The organism is Bacillus sp. FSL K6-2944 (genome assembly GCF_038005385.1).
Lineage (GTDB): Bacteria > Bacillota > Bacilli > Bacillales > Bacillaceae_G > Bacillus_A > Bacillus_A cereus.
In genome coordinates this window covers 3,512,162-3,526,694 of sequence record NZ_JBBOTE010000001.1, presented here as the reverse complement: position 1 = coordinate 3,526,694, position 14,533 = coordinate 3,512,162, and the positions used below count along the sequence as shown (strand labels likewise).

Genomic DNA, 14,533 nt, shown 5'->3' with positions numbered 1-14,533 from the left:
TAAAGGAAACCCTTTAGGCTCAACGGAGAGAGGATTATGAATTTCTCGCATAATCTCCACTTTTTCCACCTGTTTTTTCAAGTAAGTACGTTTCGCCGATAATCATACCTTTATCGACAGCTTTACACATATCATACACAGTAAGAGCGGTAGCGGAAGCAGCTGTTAAAGCTTCCATTTCAACACCGGTGCTACCTTCTGTTTTAACTTTTACTTCAATGAGTAAACGATATTGTTCTTCTGATTGTTTCCAATCGAAAGAAACGTCAACACCTTTTAATAATAAAGGGTGGCACATTGGGATAATATCAGAAGTACGTTTCGCGGCCATAATGCCTGCGATTTGCGCAACTGCTAATACGTCACCTTTCCCAATTTCATTGTGAGAGATTTTATCGTAAATTTCTTTCGTAACGACAATGCTAGAGCACGCAATTGCTGTTCGAACGGTTGCTTTTTTGTCGCTTATATCAACCATTTTTGCGCGTCCTTGGTCATTGAAATGTGTAAATGAAGACATGGAATTCCTCCTTGAAGTAATTTCTATTGAATATATAAAGTTTAATCGAGATAAAAAAATTTGCAAATATGAGATAATATGAAGCGACCTCCTAGATTATCAAGTCAGGGATTTTAACCCATAATAATGAATGAAAACATTATGAATGGGGTTATACCCTATGATAATAGGAGGCCACTATGGAAAATATAATCTATATTGGGATGGATGTCCACAAGGAAAGTTTTAGCTTATGTGCACTACACGGAACAACTGGGGAAATTGTAAGAGAAGCACGATGTGCTTCAAATGTATCTCTCGTAAAAAAATTCGTTGAGAAACTGAAAACAAAATATGGTGAAGATATAAAAATTAAAGCTGGATATGAGGCTGGTTGTTTAGGGTATTCACTTCATAATCTTCTTGAACAAAATGGAATTGATTGTGATATTTTAGCTCCCACAACAATGTACAGTTCATCAAAAAATAAAATGGTTAAAAATGATAAATTCGATGCCAAAATGATTGCTCTTAATTTAGCAAATGGCACCTATAAAGAAGTATATGTTCCAGAAGAAGAGGATGTTGCCGTGAAAGAGTATATCCGCATGTTAGGTGATTTTAAAACATCTTTGAAAAAAATAAAACAACAGATAAAAGCATTCCTTTTAAGGCATGGCTATGTGTATGAAGGGAAATCAAGCTGGACAATCGCTTATATGAAATGGTTAAAGAATCTTGATCTACAAGGATTATTCAAAGAAACGTTAGGCGAATACCTATTACAGTATGATGTTCTAGTCGATAAAATTGAGCGGTTCAGTCTGAGATTAGAAGAATTATCTCATCGTGAAAGGTACGAAGAACCAATCGCAAATTTAAGATGCTTAAAAGGTATAGATACAACATCGGCAATGACTGTTCATGTGGAAATTGCAGACTTCACTCGTTTTCCCACGGCTAAAGCATTTATGGCTTATGTAGGATTGACACCAAGCGAAAGCTCAAGTGGAGAAAAAATCAGTCGACGTTCGATTACAAAACAAGGAAATTCGACCGTTAGGTCTACTCTTGTAGAATGTGCAAATGCGTTGGTAAAAGGAACAATCGGATTAAAATCGAAGCGAGTGAAAGCAAGACAAAAAGGGCAACGAAGCGAAGTGATTGCTTATGCGGATCAGGCTGTAGAAAGGTTACAAAGAAAATATTATCGCATGATATATCAAGGGAAACCTAGAAATGTTGCCGTTACAGCTATCGCAAGAGAACTGGGGTGTTTTATATGGGGATTAGAAACAGGTAAAATTCACCGAAAATAAAGAGGGAAGGATATGAAGTTGATTGATTCATTCATAGTTAGAAACCAAAGGTATCAATTGATGGCATAGATGAGCTTCAGAGATAGTGAATTACAGGTCTGGCTATCTATGACTCACCTCTTCTGGCATGGCTGAAATTCTGATAAACAAGCTATTTATTAGAATTTGAAAAGGTGTGATCCACGCAGTGAGATTATAAGAGCCTAACGACGAACCATTAACCTGAGGTAACCAATCCACGAATAACAGAGTGGTTAACTGTCGATAGATCTTATTTCTGAAGCTTTTGTATGCCATCAAGAAAAATATTATGGGTGAAAAACTATTGACAAAGGTCACTTCATAACAGGTGAGAAACGATGGTAGAAAAACGAATTCCAATTCAAGTTGCTGAGGCAGTAGAACGGGTAATGAAATATGCGAAGCATGGTGAAGTAGAAGAAATTTCTATTACGGAAAGTTACGGGAGAATTCTCGGGGAAGATGTTGTCTCAGATCATGACGTTCCTCATTTTGATCGTTCCCCTTACGATGGTTTCGCCATTCGAGCAGAAGATACGAAAGAAGCAACTCAAGAGAATCCAGTTGAATTTGAAGTAATAGGAGAAATCGGGGCGGGTTCCGTTTTTTTAGAGGAAGTAGGAGCTTTTGAAGCAATTCGCATTATGACAGGAGCAGCTATTCCAGAAGATTGCAATGCAGTCGTAATGCTAGAGCTGACAGAAGGGTTTGAGAAGAACGGGAAAACATATATGAAGTTAAAACGCCCTTTTAATAACGGTGACAATGTGTCATTTAAAGGAGAAGATATAAAACAAAATCAAGTTCTCGTTAAGAAAGGTGTTGCAATTAATCCAGGTGTTGCGGCCTTACTAGCAACGTTTGGATATAGCACGGTGAAAGTTGTAAAACAGCCTGTTGTCGGTATTGTAACGACAGGAAGTGAATTATTAGAAGTACATGAGCCGTTAGAACCGGGGAAAATTAGAAATAGTAACTCGTATATGATCGCAGCTCAAATTATGAAAGCTGGCGGGAAAGTTCGTTATTATGGTCAACTCGCGGATGAGTTAGAGGCATGTTTTACAGCTGTTCAATCAGCGATGGATGAGGTCGACATTTTAATTACAACAGGCGGTGTATCAGTAGGAGATTATGACTACTTACCAGCTATTTATGAAAGATTACAGGCAAATGTACTCTTTAATAAGATAGCCATGAGGCCCGGAAGTGTAACGACAGTAGCTGAAGTTGATGGAAAGTTACTCTTTGGTTTATCAGGAAATCCGTCTGCTTGTTATGTAGGCTTTGAATTATTTGTGCATCCAATTATAAAAACGTATTTGTATGCGAAGGAACCTCACGTATATAGAGCGGATGCTATTTTACAAAAAGATTTTCCGAAGCCAAATCCATTTACTCGTTTCGTAAGAGCGAACGTAACAATTGTGGATGGGGCGTTACAAGCGATGCCGGTTGGTTTAGATAAATCGAGTGCGGTATCTTCACTTGCAGATGCGAATGCTTTTATCGTGTTACCCGGAGGAACGAGAGGATTTGAGACCGGAATGAAAGTATCCATATTATTGTTAGAGCACTCTGAGGGATGTGAGTGGCCATGGGCGAAGCCCCTTCAATCTTACAAATAGTAGGGTATCAAAATAGCGGAAAAACGACACTTGTAGAGAAAATTGTGCATGCATTAGCCGAAAGCGAAATGAAAGTTGCTACAATTAAACATCACGGGCACGGAGGTTTTCCAGAAGTAGCGCAAAAAGATAGCGAACGACACCGTAAAGCTGGTGCTGTCGTAAGTAGTGTAGAAGGTGCTGGATTACTTTCACTTTCTTCACTAAGAAAGAAATGGTCCTTGCAAGAAATTATTCGCTTATATGAGTTTTTTAAAGTGGATACAATTTTAATAGAGGGCTATAAAAAAGAGAACTACCCGAAAGTAGTGTTACTTCGTTCTGCGGAAGATGCTGAGCTTTTACATAAAGTAGAAAATATAGTGGCGGTTATTACGTGGTATGATGTCCCAGTAAATATACGAGAAGAATATAAAGTATTTCATATAACAGAAGAAGAGTTGTACATAGACTGGTTTTTACAAACGGTTAGGAGTGCGAAATGACAAATACATATTATGAAGTAATTGATACAGAAATCTCGATTGAAGAGGTAACGAAGAAAGTAATTCGACGTGAATGCGGTGCTGTTACAACATTTATTGGAACGGTTAGAGAGTTTACGAAAGGGCGTCGTACATTATACTTAGAATATGTCGCTTATAAAACGATGGCAGAAAAGATGCTAGAGAAAATCGGATTAGAAGTGAAAGAGAAATGGCCAGGTACACACGTTGCGATTACACATCGCATCGGTACGTTGCAAATTTCTGATATAGCGGTTGTTGTTGCTGTTTCAACACCACACCGTAAAGCGGCTTATGAAGCGAACGAATATATTATGGAACGCATAAAACAAATTGTTCCGATTTGGAAAAAGGAGTTTTGGGAAGATGGTGACTCATGGATTGGTGATCAATTAGAAAAAACACCATATCCGGCGGGAGAGCCTGGGAAGGAGCTATAAGTATGATTCGAGTATTGTTATTTGCGCACTTGCAAGAAGAAGCAGGGACAAGTGAATTACAAATAGAGAAAGAAAATATTACGGTTGCACAGTTAAAAGATGTTGTTGCGAACGAATATAATGTACCAGTTTCAGAGCCAATTATGGTTGCGATTAATGAAGAATATGCAAATGAAGATGACAGGGTCCAATCTGGTGATGTTGTTGCACTAATCCCACCAGTGAGCGGTGGTTAATATTGGATTCATTAAAACGACTTTCCTATATAGGGAAAGTCGTTTTTTTATGGCAGTTTTGAGAACACTAATCTATAGAACAAGGAGGGAATTATGAAAAAAATATGTGTAGTTATGACAATGCTATGTGCGTCTTTTTTCTCTTCTCCAAGTGATTCTTTCGCGAAAGAATCAAGAGAACAGCTTTTAGAGAGTGCATTATCAAATAGGTACTATTCAGTTATTAGACAAGTGACAGAAGATCAATATGAATGTGCTTCAGTTATAAATATAAAGCGTCTCGGCAAGAAAGATGAATTTGTTCCTAGGTATGAAGTGAAGCTACAATTTCTTACATTTCAAGGAGCGCATAATCCCCCGAACGATAGAGTTACGCTTACTTTGGAAGACCATTTAGATCACGTAAAGATAAAGAAAGTGGAGCGAGAAAAGAATGTTTCTGACGCTATTGCAGAAAAAGTTTGTGAACGGGAAAAAGAAAAAATAAAAGCTCACTCTAATGACTTAGAGTGATAACCTATGCATTTAGTAAAGAAAGGTAATGAGTGATGGATATATTTTTAGCGATTTTACCAGCTATATTTTGGGGAAGTATTGTGCTATTTAACGTAAAACTGGGCGGGGGACCGTATAGTCAAACGCTCGGAACAACGTTTGGAGCACTTATTTTCTCAATTGTTGTTTATATTTTTATGAAGCCAGTATTAACACCTACCGTTATCGGAGTTGGAGTTGTGTCAGGTTTATTTTGGGCGCTTGGTCAGGCAAATCAATTGAAAAGTATTGATTTAATGGGTGTTTCGAGGACGATGCCAATTTCAACAGGACTTCAATTAGTCGCGACGACTTTATTTGGCGTTATCGTATTTCATGAATGGTCCACGACAATATCGGTCGTCCTTGGGATTTTAGCGCTCGTTTGTATTATTATCGGTGTTATTTTAACATCGCTTCAAAGTGAAGAAGAAAAGAATGCAGAGCAAGCAGCAAACTTTAAAAGAGGTATCGTAATTTTATTAATTTCAACAGTTGGCTATTTAGTTTACGTAGTAGTGATTAGACTATTTAACGTAGATGGTTGGTCAGCTTTGTTGCCACAAGCAGTTGGTATGGTGTTAGGTGGGATTTTGCTTACCTTTAAACATCATCCATTTAATAAATATGCAATCCGAAATATTATTCCAGGATTAATTTGGGCAGCTGGAAATATGTTTTTATTCATTTCGCAGCCGCGTGTTGGAGTCGCAACAAGTTTCTCGCTATCGCAAATGGGAATTATTATTTCCACGCTTGGTGGGATCCTTATATTAGGTGAAAAGAAAACGAAACGTCAATTAACGGGTATCGTTGTCGGTATTGTTTTTATTATCGCAGCCGGAATTATGTTAGGTATAGCCAAAAGTTAAAGGAGGTATGGAAATGTATAGTGATTTAGCAGGGAAAGTTGTCGTTATTACAGGATCAGCAACTGGTCTTGGAAGAGCGATGGGAGTGAGGTTTGCTAAGGAAAAAGCGAAAGTGGTTATTAATTATCGCTCACGAGAATCAGAAGCGAATGATGTGTTAGAAGAAATTAAAAAGGTAGGCGGCGAAGCGATTGCTGTAAAAGGTGATGTAACCGTCGAATCAGATGTTGTGAATCTCATTCAATCTGCTGTGAAAGAGTTTGGTACGCTTGACGTTATGATTAATAATGCAGGGATAGAAAACGCGGTACCGTCGCATGAAATGCCGCTTGAAGATTGGAATAGGGTAATTAATACAAATTTAACAGGTGCTTTTTTAGGAAGTCGTGAAGCGATTAAATATTTTGTAGAACATGATATTAAAGGTTCTGTCATTAATATGTCTAGTGTTCATGAGAAAATTCCGTGGCCACTATTTGTGCACTATGCAGCAAGTAAGGGTGGCATTAAACTGATGACAGAAACGTTAGCGCTAGAGTATGCACCAAAAGGTATTCGAGTAAATAATATAGGACCAGGTGCAATTAATACGCCAATCAATGCAGAAAAGTTTGCTGATCCTAAAAAACGTGCTGACGTAGAAAGTATGATACCTATGGGCTATATTGGAAAACCTGAAGAAATCGCAGCAGTAGCAACTTGGCTTGCTTCATCAGAGGCGAGTTACGTAACGGGAATTACGCTATTTGCAGATGGTGGAATGACGTTATATCCATCGTTTCAAGCTGGGCGTGGGTAATATAAAAGGACGAAGAGATAAAACTCTTCGTCCTTTTTTTACAAAAAAAAATAGCGGCCAGCTATTTTAAATTTAGTGATTAATTGTATCTTGAAGAAATTCTGTTGCTTGATGTTCAGAAACATTTTGTACGAGTGCAACTTCACTGATCATCATTTTTCGGGCGTTATCTAGCATTTGTTTTTCACTCGCATTTAAAGTTCTCTCTTTATTGCGGCGAAGTAAATCCCGAACAACTTCTGCGCTATCTTGTAAATTGCCGTTTTTCATTTTTTCCATATTCATTGTATATCTTTGTTTCCATGAGAGTGATGTGTCTGACTCCCCGTTTTGAAATTCAAGAAGTATATCATCTAACGTACCTCGATCAACGATATAACGAATACCCGATTTTTTTAATTGATCCATCGGAAGCATTACTTGCATATCTTTACTAATGATGCGTATCACACAATATTGACGTGAAGTACCTAATATTTCTTTCTCTTCAATTGCTTCAATGATTCCTGCACCGTGCATTGGATAAACGATTTTATCACCAATTTGAAACAAATCATCCACCTCCATATGTGGTAACCACTTTTAATGATAGCATAAGTATGTAAAAATGTCAAATTTTATATAATAACATAATATTTATATTCGAGTCAATAAGATAAAGTGCTTTTTTATGTTTTTTTTTGGGACCTTATTTATCGTGATTTTTTTAGAAAAATAGTACAGGTGAAGAAAGAAGGCATATCCACTTATTTTTAAGCATAAAATGTAAAAGCGCTAATACAATATACCTAAATCCGTTCTTTGCAAAGGAGGGAGAGAAGGTGGGGCGCACAATAAAAATTGATATTACAAATAAAGTTGTAGCTAAATTTAGACCAAATTATTTGGAATTATATACGAGTAAATTTATGATAGGTAAGTTTTATGTCTATACTGAAGATAAAGAATATGTGTTAGAAGACGGATATATATATGAGAATGGAAAGTTTTATCGCATCATAGATACGCACCGTGGCAATAATCAAGCGGCGGAGGGCTGCGATCTAGGACGGTGTTAACATGATTCGTGTGAAAGTATTTGATGAAAGTCACGAAAAAGACTTAGAAGATGCTGTAAATGTTTTTTTGAAAAAGATTGATGATAGCAACTTGGTAGATATTAAATATCAAGTTGGTGTTTCCATTAACGACGATGAAAACCAAATTTATTGTTTTTCAGCAATGATCGTTTATAAAGCATAAAAAAGAGCTGGGTGAGCCAGCTCTTTTTTATGCTTTATGTTGGGACAACATGTGTCGGTAATACATTCATAATAGATTGGGGGGCGCCTGATTTCTTTGTCGTTAAAAGAGGCTCCCCTGTTTCATGGTTTTGGGCATCTTTACACATACCAAGGTGATAACGATCACCTAAAAATGGATCAATATAAAAACCGTTTTTGAATACTTTATCATTTGGATGTTTTTCATGATGAATATCAGAGCAGTTAATACAATAGAACATAGCGTTCAACCCCTTTTTATTTTGTTTGAAAAAAGTGAGTCGGTAGTCATTTCGCTCCTGAGGAAATGTTGAGGAGAAGAGAAATAACTACCTACTCAAATGGTGGGCATATTCCTTCTGATTTGTCATATCTCGCGTATTGTCCCTGAGGGAAGGAGGAGAGACGAAGTACGCATGATATAAGTAAGGCGCTTCTTTCAATATGAATGATGGAGTTTCATGTTGAGAGAAGTTTTTATTTTGTATTGCCTTTGTGAGTATATTATGAGGAAATGCTAAGAGGGTGTTTGTCCTGTTGAAAAAATGTTGAGAATTTCTCAACAGTAAAAGAATTAGCGTTGACATGAAACTAAAAGGTGTTATATTATCAAAGTGTAACCAAAAGGTGTTATGTTGTAACGCCGAGTAAAGGAGAATGAAAATGGAACAACAAAATACATTAAATGATATTAAACAAACAATCGTTTTTAACGCGTCTATTCAAAAGGTATGGAGTGTAGTATCAACTGCAGAAGGGATTGCGTCATGGTTTATGCCAAATGATTTTGTATTAGAGGTAGGACATGAATTTCATGTGCAATCACCATTTGGGCCATCACCATGTAAAGTATTAGAAATTGATGAACCAAACCATTTATCTTTCTCATGGGATACAGATGGCTGGGTTGTTTCATTTGATTTGAAAGACTTAGGAGATAACAAAACAGAATTTACGTTAATTCACGGCGGCTGGAAACATCCTGATGAAATTCTTCCGAAAGCAAATGCGAAGAGCTCTATTATTCGCGATAGAATGAGCGGTGGTTGGGTAGCGATTGTAAATGAAAAACTGAAAAAGGTTGTCGAAGGCTAAGTGTCCTCGTCAGCAGCGAAATATGATGTATTTCAAGCAATTGCTGATCCAACCCGCCGAGAAGTAATACGGTTATTAAGTGACAAAGAGTTACCGATTTCCAAAATAACGGATCATTTTCCGATGAGTCGTACTGCGGTTGTAAAGCACCTTCATATTCTTTCAGAAGCGAATTTAGTAAGTGGAAGAAAAAGCGGAAGAGAGAAGATATATCGTTTGCATCCAGAACCATTAGAAGAATTACAACAATGGCTCTCGTATTATGAACGTTTTTGGGATAATAAATTATCCATGCTGAAACATATTGTGGAGAATGAAGAATAAAAAAGGATGACCAAAATGGTCATCCTTTTTATTGTTGCTCACTTGTTTGTGTAGCTGGCTTTAATAAGAGCCAAGCGATAATTAATGTAAATACTGCTAATACGAAAGTGCTCATATAAATGACGTGTACGCTTGATGCTAATGCAGATTGCGATTCGGTTACTACGTTTGCTGTAGTACCGCCATGTCCACCAGATACAAGATCAAGATTTTTAATACCACGTGCGTGAATCATCGTATTGAAGATTGTACCGAATATTGCAGCACCTAACGTTTGACTAAATGTATTAATAAATGTGTTTAAACCAACAGCTGTTCCGCGTGTATGAGCTGGTACGGCTGCTTGAATTGTTACCATGTAAATCGGTGTCACAAGCCCCATTCCTAAGCCGAATAATCCGACTGCTACATAAATAAGGAACGATGGTGAATTTGTTGATAGTGTAAATAATAAGAACGTAGCGACTGATAAAATGCTAGCTCCAAGTAAAATGATTTGTTTCGTTTTTAATTTGCCTACTAAGTTACCAGAGAAAATAGCGCCAAATGTCCACATAACAGGAATTGGCATTAAAATAAGTCCAGCTTCTGTAGCGTTTTTCCCTAATACACCTTGGCTCCAAATTGGAAGGTACATTGTAATACTAATAATCATTGCGCCAGCAATAAGAGTTAATATATTTATCGTAGATAATGTACGGTTAGAGAAAAGTGCTAGCGGAATTAATGGTTCCGGAGATTTCTTCTCGATGAATAAGAAAATAATAAATGAAATAGCGGCAAAGATTAATAGGCCGATAATTGTCATGTCTCCCCAGTTTTGCTTACTGCTACCTGTTAATAATGCATATAGTAGAGCGATTGTACTTAATGAGAAGACTGTTGCACCAAGATAATCGATATGATGCTTAGCAGGTTTAATAGATTCTTTGTAGTAAATTGCAATCATTAAGCAAGCGATAATTCCGAATGGAACGTTTAGGAAGAAAATATAACGCCAAGAAAGGGAATCAACTAAAAATCCACCTACTAACGGTCCGATAACACCGGATACACCCCAAACGGCACTCATCCAACCTTGTGCTTTCGCGCGGTCTTTCGCTTCGCTATATAAGTCTCCAATAATCGTCATTGTGATTGGCATAACAGCACCAGCACCGATACCTTGAAGCGCGCGGAAGAAGATTAATTGTTCCATCGATGTAACGACTCCGCAAAGTGCAGAACCGACTAAAAAGATTGTAGCTCCGATCAGTAAAACTTTTTTACGGCCAAATAAATCAGCGAGCTTTCCGTATATTGGAGTCGAAACAGCTGTTGCAAGCATATAAATTGCATATACCCAACTAACAAGTTCGACGCCTGACAAATCACTCGTTATACGAGGGATTGCTGTACTAACAATCGTTCCTTCTACCGCAGAAAGAAACGTCATTAACATTAAAGACATCATGACTTTTTTTCTCATTTGTTTTCCCCTTACCCTTTTTTAAATATTCAACAATATAAAATATAAAGGTACTAAGGTATATAAAGCAACAAAAAAGCAATGGGAAGTTAAGTGGAGCCTATATTTGTCGTTTCTTGTCGGTAAGTCGATATATTTGGAAAATCGCCGATATAAGTTGCAGAATCGCTGATAAATTTGGAAAATAGCCGATATAAGTTGCGGAATCGCTGATATATTTGTGGAATCGCTCATATAATTTCATGTACATATAAAAAAAGAAACAGGAATCCCTGTTTCTTTTTTAATACTGCATTTTCGCGTTTTCTCCAGCTGTCGTTCCGGCAATTCTACCAGTAACAAGGGCTGATGTAATATTATAGCCACCAGTATAACCATGAATATCAAGAACTTCTCCGCAGAAATATAAGCCGTTCGTAAATTTAGAAGACATTTCTTTCGGATTAATTTCTTTCACGGATACACCGCCGCCAGTAACGAATGCTTTTTCAATTGACTGCGTACCATTTACATTCACAGCAAACTCTTTAAAGTCTTTCACAAGTGCACGAATCTTTTCGTGAGAAACTTGTCCAGCTTGTTCGCTGCCGTCAATTTCATTTTTTTCTAATAAGAATAGGAAGTAACGTTCAGGAACATAACCTTTTAAAACGTTTTTAATTCCTTTTTTCGGATCTTCTTTCATTTGTTTCAGCATGCGCTGAAATAGTTGTTCACTATTTTCCTCTGGCAATGCATCAATACTCATTTGTATTGTATTCGTTTTAAACTTTTTCAGTGCTTTCACGACGAATTGGCTACAGCGAAGAGCAGCAGGTCCAGATAGGCCGAAATGAGTGAAGAGCATGTCCATTTTGTGAGAAATGATAGCTTTTCCTTTCGGGTTTAATACACTTAAGTTTATATCACGTAAAGCAAGACCTTGTAATGAGCGGTCACGTATAAACGGCTCGTTTGAAAGGATAGGTACTTCTGTTGGGAATAATTCTGTGATTGTATGACCCGCTTTTTCAGCCCAAGCATATCCGTCTCCAGTAGATCCAGTTTGAGGAACTGATTTTCCGCCAACAGCGATAACGACGTGATTTGTTTCTAACACTTCGCCTGTTTGCAGTATAACTGCTTTTGTTTGACCATTTTCATATTCAATCGTTTCAACAGGCGTATTTGTACGAATTTTTACACCTAAGTCTTTTAATCGTGTTAAAAGTGCGTCTACAACAGATTGTGCTTTGTTTGACACAGGGAACATGCGACCGTGGTCTTCTTCTTTCAATTTAACACCGAGATTTTCGAAGAATGTAATAATATCTTCATTATTAAAAATAGAAAAAGCGCTGTATAAGAAGCGACCGTTTCCTGGTATATGTTTAACAATTTCATCAAGTGGTAGACGGTTCGTTACGTTACAGCGTCCGCCACCAGAAATTGCAAGTTTACGCCCAAGTTTATTTCCTTTATCAAGAAGTAAGACATTTGCGCCTTCTTCTGCAGCACCAATTGCAGCCATTAGCCCAGAAGGACCGCCGCCGATGACAATAACATCATAATGCATAATATATCGACCTCATTTTCTACATTTCCTGCCTAAAAGAATAGCATGTTTTCCCTTAAAAGAAAAATAGAGTGAAGTACTGCTTAATGAGAGAATTGTGGTACAATACAAAAGTTAGAGTTCAGCACTATCCTGCCATTTGTAGGCGATAAGACTAAAACCTCAAGATTTAGGAGAAGTAAATAGGGAGTCTGTTAGCCTGTAAATGCTCGAATGGTTCAACTAATAAGGAGTAGGAGAGAAGTCTCCAACTAATTATAGTTTCACTTTATGTAGATGTAGGAGGATTTTTGTATGTCCGATTCGAAATTTCTGCGCGGAACGCTTATTGTTACGCTAGGGACATTTTTAGTAAAGTTCTTAGGCATGATTTACGTCTTTCCGTTTCATGCATTAGTAGGAACAGAAGGCGGAACGCTCTATACATATGGATACATTCCATATACGATCTTTTTAAGTATCGCAACGGCAGGTGTGCCACTTGCTGTTTCAAAATTTGTTTCCAAATATAATGCGCTTGGCGATTATAAAACGAGCCGGAGAATGTTCCGCTCGGGAATGGTTATGATGATAGTAACAGGAGTTCTTTCGTTCCTAGTACTGTATATGACGGCGCCATTGTTTGCAGAAGCGATGCTTGGTAAACAAAGTATACACAATAATGTAGGAGAAGTTACGACGATCATTCGTCTTGTAAGCTTCGCGCTTATTGTTGTACCAGCAGCGAGTTTAATTCGTGGTTATTTCCAAGGTCACCAGTCTATGGGACCAACTACCGTTTCACAAATTATTGAACAAATTATTCGTATCGTCTTTTTATTAGCAGGTAGTTTTATCGTTATTAAAGTACTTGGCGGTACAGTTGCAACAGCAGTTGGAGTAGCGACATTTGCTGCGTTCGTTTCAGCGGTTGGAGCACTCGGTGTGTTAATTTGGTACTGGCTAAAACGTAAAAAATATTTGGATCAATATTTAATTGAACAAACTGTACCAGAATCAACAGTAAGCACCGTTCAATTGTTTAAAGAGTTATTTGCATATGCGATTCCTTACGTTGTAATTGGGTTAACAATTCCTTTATATCAACAAATTGATACATTGACATTTAACTCAATTATGCAGGCGATTGGTCAAGGTGATATCGCAGAGCGAGCTCTCGGTATTTTCACAATGTGGACGCATAAGTTAATTATGATTCCTGTATCACTTGCAACAGCGTTTAGTTTAACACTTGTACCAGCAATCACAAAATCATTTACTGAAAAACAATACCGCTATTTGAAATTACAAATTACACAAACATTCCAGGCAAATATGTTTTTAACATTGCCAGCAGTTGTCGGTATTTCTTCACTTGCATATCCAATTTATACTGCGTTTTACGATTCAGATCCACTAGGTGGACAAGTATTAATGTGGTATGCACCAGTTGCGTTGTTATTCGCTTTATTTACAGTAACAGCAGCAATCCTGCAAGGTATTAACCAGCAGAAGCATGCGATTATTGCGCTTATAATGGGCGTTATTTTGAAATTTGTATGTAACGTAATCTTTATTCGTTATTTCGGTACAGTAGGAGCAATTCTAGCGACAGCAGTTGGTTTCTTAGCTTCTGTTTGGTACACAAATCAACAAATTAAAAAATACGCACACTATTCATTCGGTGTTGTATATAAAAGAACATTCCAAATTGCAGTACTGACACTTATAATGGTCGTTGCTGTAAAACTATCACAATGGATTCTATCCTTCATGATTTCGCCTGATGGCCGTATTGGTGCTCTTATAACAGTTGCGATTTGTGCAGGTATTGGCGGTCTTGTTTACGGATTGTTAGCAATTCGCACAGGAGTACTTGAAAGAGTATTTGGTGGAGAAGCATTAGATAAAATTCAACGTAAACTTGGTAGTAGATTTAAAATAAAGTTGAAATCAAGAGGGGCGTAATTACGTCCCCTTTTCTATGATAAATAAA

18 protein-coding genes are annotated in these 14,533 nt (G+C 37.4%); 13 read left to right on the top strand and 5 right to left on the bottom strand.

From position 1 onward, the window contains the following. Positions 1-34: 34 nt before the first annotated feature. Entirely contained in the window at positions 35-520 is a 486-nt protein-coding gene (gene moaC / locus MHH55_RS17975) for a cyclic pyranopterin monophosphate synthase MoaC (RefSeq protein ID WP_078186254.1), read from the bottom strand. Positions 521-699: 179 nt separating this feature from the next. On the opposite strand from moaC, the gene MHH55_RS17970 reads away from it, so the two are divergent. The 8 genes from MHH55_RS17970 (at position 700) to MHH55_RS17935 (ending at position 6,854) form a co-directional block, all read left to right on the top strand. Next, positions 700-1,818, top strand: coding sequence for an IS110 family transposase (locus tag MHH55_RS17970; RefSeq protein ID WP_340880263.1), 1,119 nt, complete (start codon positions 700-702; stop codon positions 1,816-1,818). Positions 1,819-2,177: 359 nt separating this feature from the next. Then, positions 2,178-3,467, top strand: coding sequence for a molybdopterin molybdotransferase MoeA (locus tag MHH55_RS17965; protein WP_078186253.1), 1,290 nt, complete (start codon positions 2,178-2,180; stop codon positions 3,465-3,467). Further along, a complete protein-coding gene (mobB, locus tag MHH55_RS17960; protein ID WP_000503325.1) occupies positions 3,437-3,952 on the top strand; it encodes a molybdopterin-guanine dinucleotide biosynthesis protein B in 516 nt (171 codons plus the stop codon). Before MHH55_RS17965 ends, mobB begins: the two co-directional genes overlap by 31 nt. Further along, positions 3,949-4,413 (top strand): molybdopterin synthase catalytic subunit MoaE, encoded by a 465-nt coding sequence (gene moaE / locus MHH55_RS17955; protein ID WP_000185942.1) that lies wholly within the window; start codon positions 3,949-3,951, stop codon positions 4,411-4,413. Before mobB ends, moaE begins: the two co-directional genes overlap by 4 nt. A gap of 2 nt (positions 4,414-4,415) precedes the next feature. Continuing rightward, positions 4,416-4,649 (top strand): molybdopterin converting factor subunit 1, encoded by a 234-nt coding sequence (gene moaD, locus MHH55_RS17950; RefSeq protein ID WP_000621778.1) that lies wholly within the window; start codon positions 4,416-4,418, stop codon positions 4,647-4,649. Between the two features lie 93 nt (positions 4,650-4,742). Then, positions 4,743-5,162, top strand: coding sequence for a DUF3888 domain-containing protein (locus MHH55_RS17945; RefSeq protein ID WP_000717687.1), 420 nt, complete (start codon positions 4,743-4,745; stop codon positions 5,160-5,162). A 35-nt stretch (positions 5,163-5,197) separates the two neighbouring features. Then, the gene (gene glcU, locus MHH55_RS17940) at positions 5,198-6,055 is read left to right on the top strand and encodes a glucose uptake protein GlcU (RefSeq protein ID WP_000350861.1); all 858 of its coding nucleotides are present in this window, start codon (positions 5,198-5,200) and stop codon (positions 6,053-6,055) included. A gap of 13 nt (positions 6,056-6,068) precedes the next feature. After that, the gene (locus MHH55_RS17935; RefSeq protein WP_000286673.1) at positions 6,069-6,854 is read left to right on the top strand and encodes a glucose 1-dehydrogenase; all 786 of its coding nucleotides are present in this window, start codon (positions 6,069-6,071) and stop codon (positions 6,852-6,854) included. Between the two features lie 72 nt (positions 6,855-6,926). Here MHH55_RS17935 and MHH55_RS17930 read toward each other — a convergent pair whose 3' ends face one another. After that, the gene (locus MHH55_RS17930; RefSeq protein WP_000451445.1) at positions 6,927-7,421 is read right to left on the bottom strand and encodes a CarD family transcriptional regulator; all 495 of its coding nucleotides are present in this window, start codon (positions 7,419-7,421) and stop codon (positions 6,927-6,929) included. A gap of 254 nt (positions 7,422-7,675) precedes the next feature. Here MHH55_RS17930 and MHH55_RS17925 point away from each other — a divergent pair, with 254 nt between their 5' ends. Both MHH55_RS17925 and MHH55_RS17920 read left to right on the top strand, forming a co-directional pair. Beyond that, positions 7,676-7,912, top strand: coding sequence for a DUF2553 family protein (locus MHH55_RS17925; protein WP_000533803.1), 237 nt, complete (start codon positions 7,676-7,678; stop codon positions 7,910-7,912). Position 7,913: 1 nt separating this feature from the next. Further along, complete coding sequence (locus MHH55_RS17920; RefSeq protein WP_078186252.1) at positions 7,914-8,096, top strand: sporulation protein Cse60; 183 nt, start codon at positions 7,914-7,916, stop codon at positions 8,094-8,096. A gap of 34 nt (positions 8,097-8,130) precedes the next feature. On the opposite strand, the gene MHH55_RS17915 is transcribed toward MHH55_RS17920, so the two are convergent. Continuing rightward, positions 8,131-8,358 (bottom strand): DUF3973 domain-containing protein, encoded by a 228-nt coding sequence (locus MHH55_RS17915; protein WP_078186251.1) that lies wholly within the window; start codon positions 8,356-8,358, stop codon positions 8,131-8,133. 421 nt (positions 8,359-8,779) lie between these two features. Between MHH55_RS17915 and MHH55_RS17910 the strand changes: the two genes are divergently transcribed. Together MHH55_RS17910 and MHH55_RS17905 are read left to right on the top strand one after the other, a co-directional pair. Beyond that, positions 8,780-9,211: an SRPBCC family protein gene (locus MHH55_RS17910; protein WP_000437765.1), complete on the top strand. Its 432-nt coding sequence runs from the start codon at positions 8,780-8,782 to the stop codon at positions 9,209-9,211. Continuing rightward, positions 9,212-9,535, top strand: a complete 324-nt coding sequence (locus MHH55_RS17905) for an ArsR/SmtB family transcription factor (RefSeq protein WP_000098837.1) — start codon at positions 9,212-9,214, stop codon at positions 9,533-9,535. It begins immediately after the preceding gene. Positions 9,536-9,563: 28 nt separating this feature from the next. On the opposite strand, the gene MHH55_RS17900 is transcribed toward MHH55_RS17905, so the two are convergent. Both MHH55_RS17900 and MHH55_RS17895 read right to left on the bottom strand, forming a co-directional pair. Further along, a complete protein-coding gene (locus MHH55_RS17900; RefSeq protein ID WP_001228021.1) occupies positions 9,564-11,003 on the bottom strand; it encodes an MDR family MFS transporter in 1,440 nt (479 codons plus the stop codon). A 283-nt stretch (positions 11,004-11,286) separates the two neighbouring features. Next, positions 11,287-12,558: a BaiN/RdsA family NAD(P)/FAD-dependent oxidoreductase gene (locus tag MHH55_RS17895; protein ID WP_078186250.1), complete on the bottom strand. Its 1,272-nt coding sequence runs from the start codon at positions 12,556-12,558 to the stop codon at positions 11,287-11,289. A gap of 294 nt (positions 12,559-12,852) precedes the next feature. On the opposite strand from MHH55_RS17895, the gene MHH55_RS17890 reads away from it, so the two are divergent. Next, a complete protein-coding gene (locus tag MHH55_RS17890; RefSeq protein WP_001284028.1) occupies positions 12,853-14,505 on the top strand; it encodes a putative polysaccharide biosynthesis protein in 1,653 nt (550 codons plus the stop codon). The last annotated feature ends 28 nt before the right edge of the window (positions 14,506-14,533 follow it).

Excerpts from the sequence above, each read along its gene's own strand:
- moaC (WP_078186254.1), bottom strand. The coding sequence starts at position 520 with ATGTCTTCATTTACACATTTCAATGACCAAGGACGCGCAAAAATGGTT.
- MHH55_RS17970 (WP_340880263.1), top strand. The coding sequence starts at position 700 with ATGGAAAATATAATCTATATTGGGATGGATGTCCACAAGGAAAGTTTT.
- MHH55_RS17965 (WP_078186253.1), top strand. The coding sequence starts at position 2,178 with ATGGTAGAAAAACGAATTCCAATTCAAGTTGCTGAGGCAGTAGAACGG.
- mobB (WP_000503325.1), top strand. The coding sequence starts at position 3,437 with ATGGGCGAAGCCCCTTCAATCTTACAAATAGTAGGGTATCAAAATAGC.
- moaE (WP_000185942.1), top strand. The coding sequence starts at position 3,949 with ATGACAAATACATATTATGAAGTAATTGATACAGAAATCTCGATTGAA.
- moaD (WP_000621778.1), top strand. The coding sequence starts at position 4,416 with ATGATTCGAGTATTGTTATTTGCGCACTTGCAAGAAGAAGCAGGGACA.
- MHH55_RS17945 (WP_000717687.1), top strand. The coding sequence starts at position 4,743 with ATGAAAAAAATATGTGTAGTTATGACAATGCTATGTGCGTCTTTTTTC.
- glcU (WP_000350861.1), top strand. The coding sequence starts at position 5,198 with ATGGATATATTTTTAGCGATTTTACCAGCTATATTTTGGGGAAGTATT.
- MHH55_RS17935 (WP_000286673.1), top strand. The coding sequence starts at position 6,069 with ATGTATAGTGATTTAGCAGGGAAAGTTGTCGTTATTACAGGATCAGCA.
- MHH55_RS17930 (WP_000451445.1), bottom strand. The coding sequence starts at position 7,421 with ATGGAGGTGGATGATTTGTTTCAAATTGGTGATAAAATCGTTTATCCA.
- MHH55_RS17920 (WP_078186252.1), top strand. The coding sequence starts at position 7,914 with ATGATTCGTGTGAAAGTATTTGATGAAAGTCACGAAAAAGACTTAGAA.
- MHH55_RS17915 (WP_078186251.1), bottom strand. The coding sequence starts at position 8,358 with ATGTTCTATTGTATTAACTGCTCTGATATTCATCATGAAAAACATCCA.
- MHH55_RS17910 (WP_000437765.1), top strand. The coding sequence starts at position 8,780 with ATGGAACAACAAAATACATTAAATGATATTAAACAAACAATCGTTTTT.
- MHH55_RS17900 (WP_001228021.1), bottom strand. The coding sequence starts at position 11,003 with ATGAGAAAAAAAGTCATGATGTCTTTAATGTTAATGACGTTTCTTTCT.
- MHH55_RS17895 (WP_078186250.1), bottom strand. The coding sequence starts at position 12,558 with ATGCATTATGATGTTATTGTCATCGGCGGCGGTCCTTCTGGGCTAATG.
- MHH55_RS17890 (WP_001284028.1), top strand. The coding sequence starts at position 12,853 with ATGTCCGATTCGAAATTTCTGCGCGGAACGCTTATTGTTACGCTAGGG.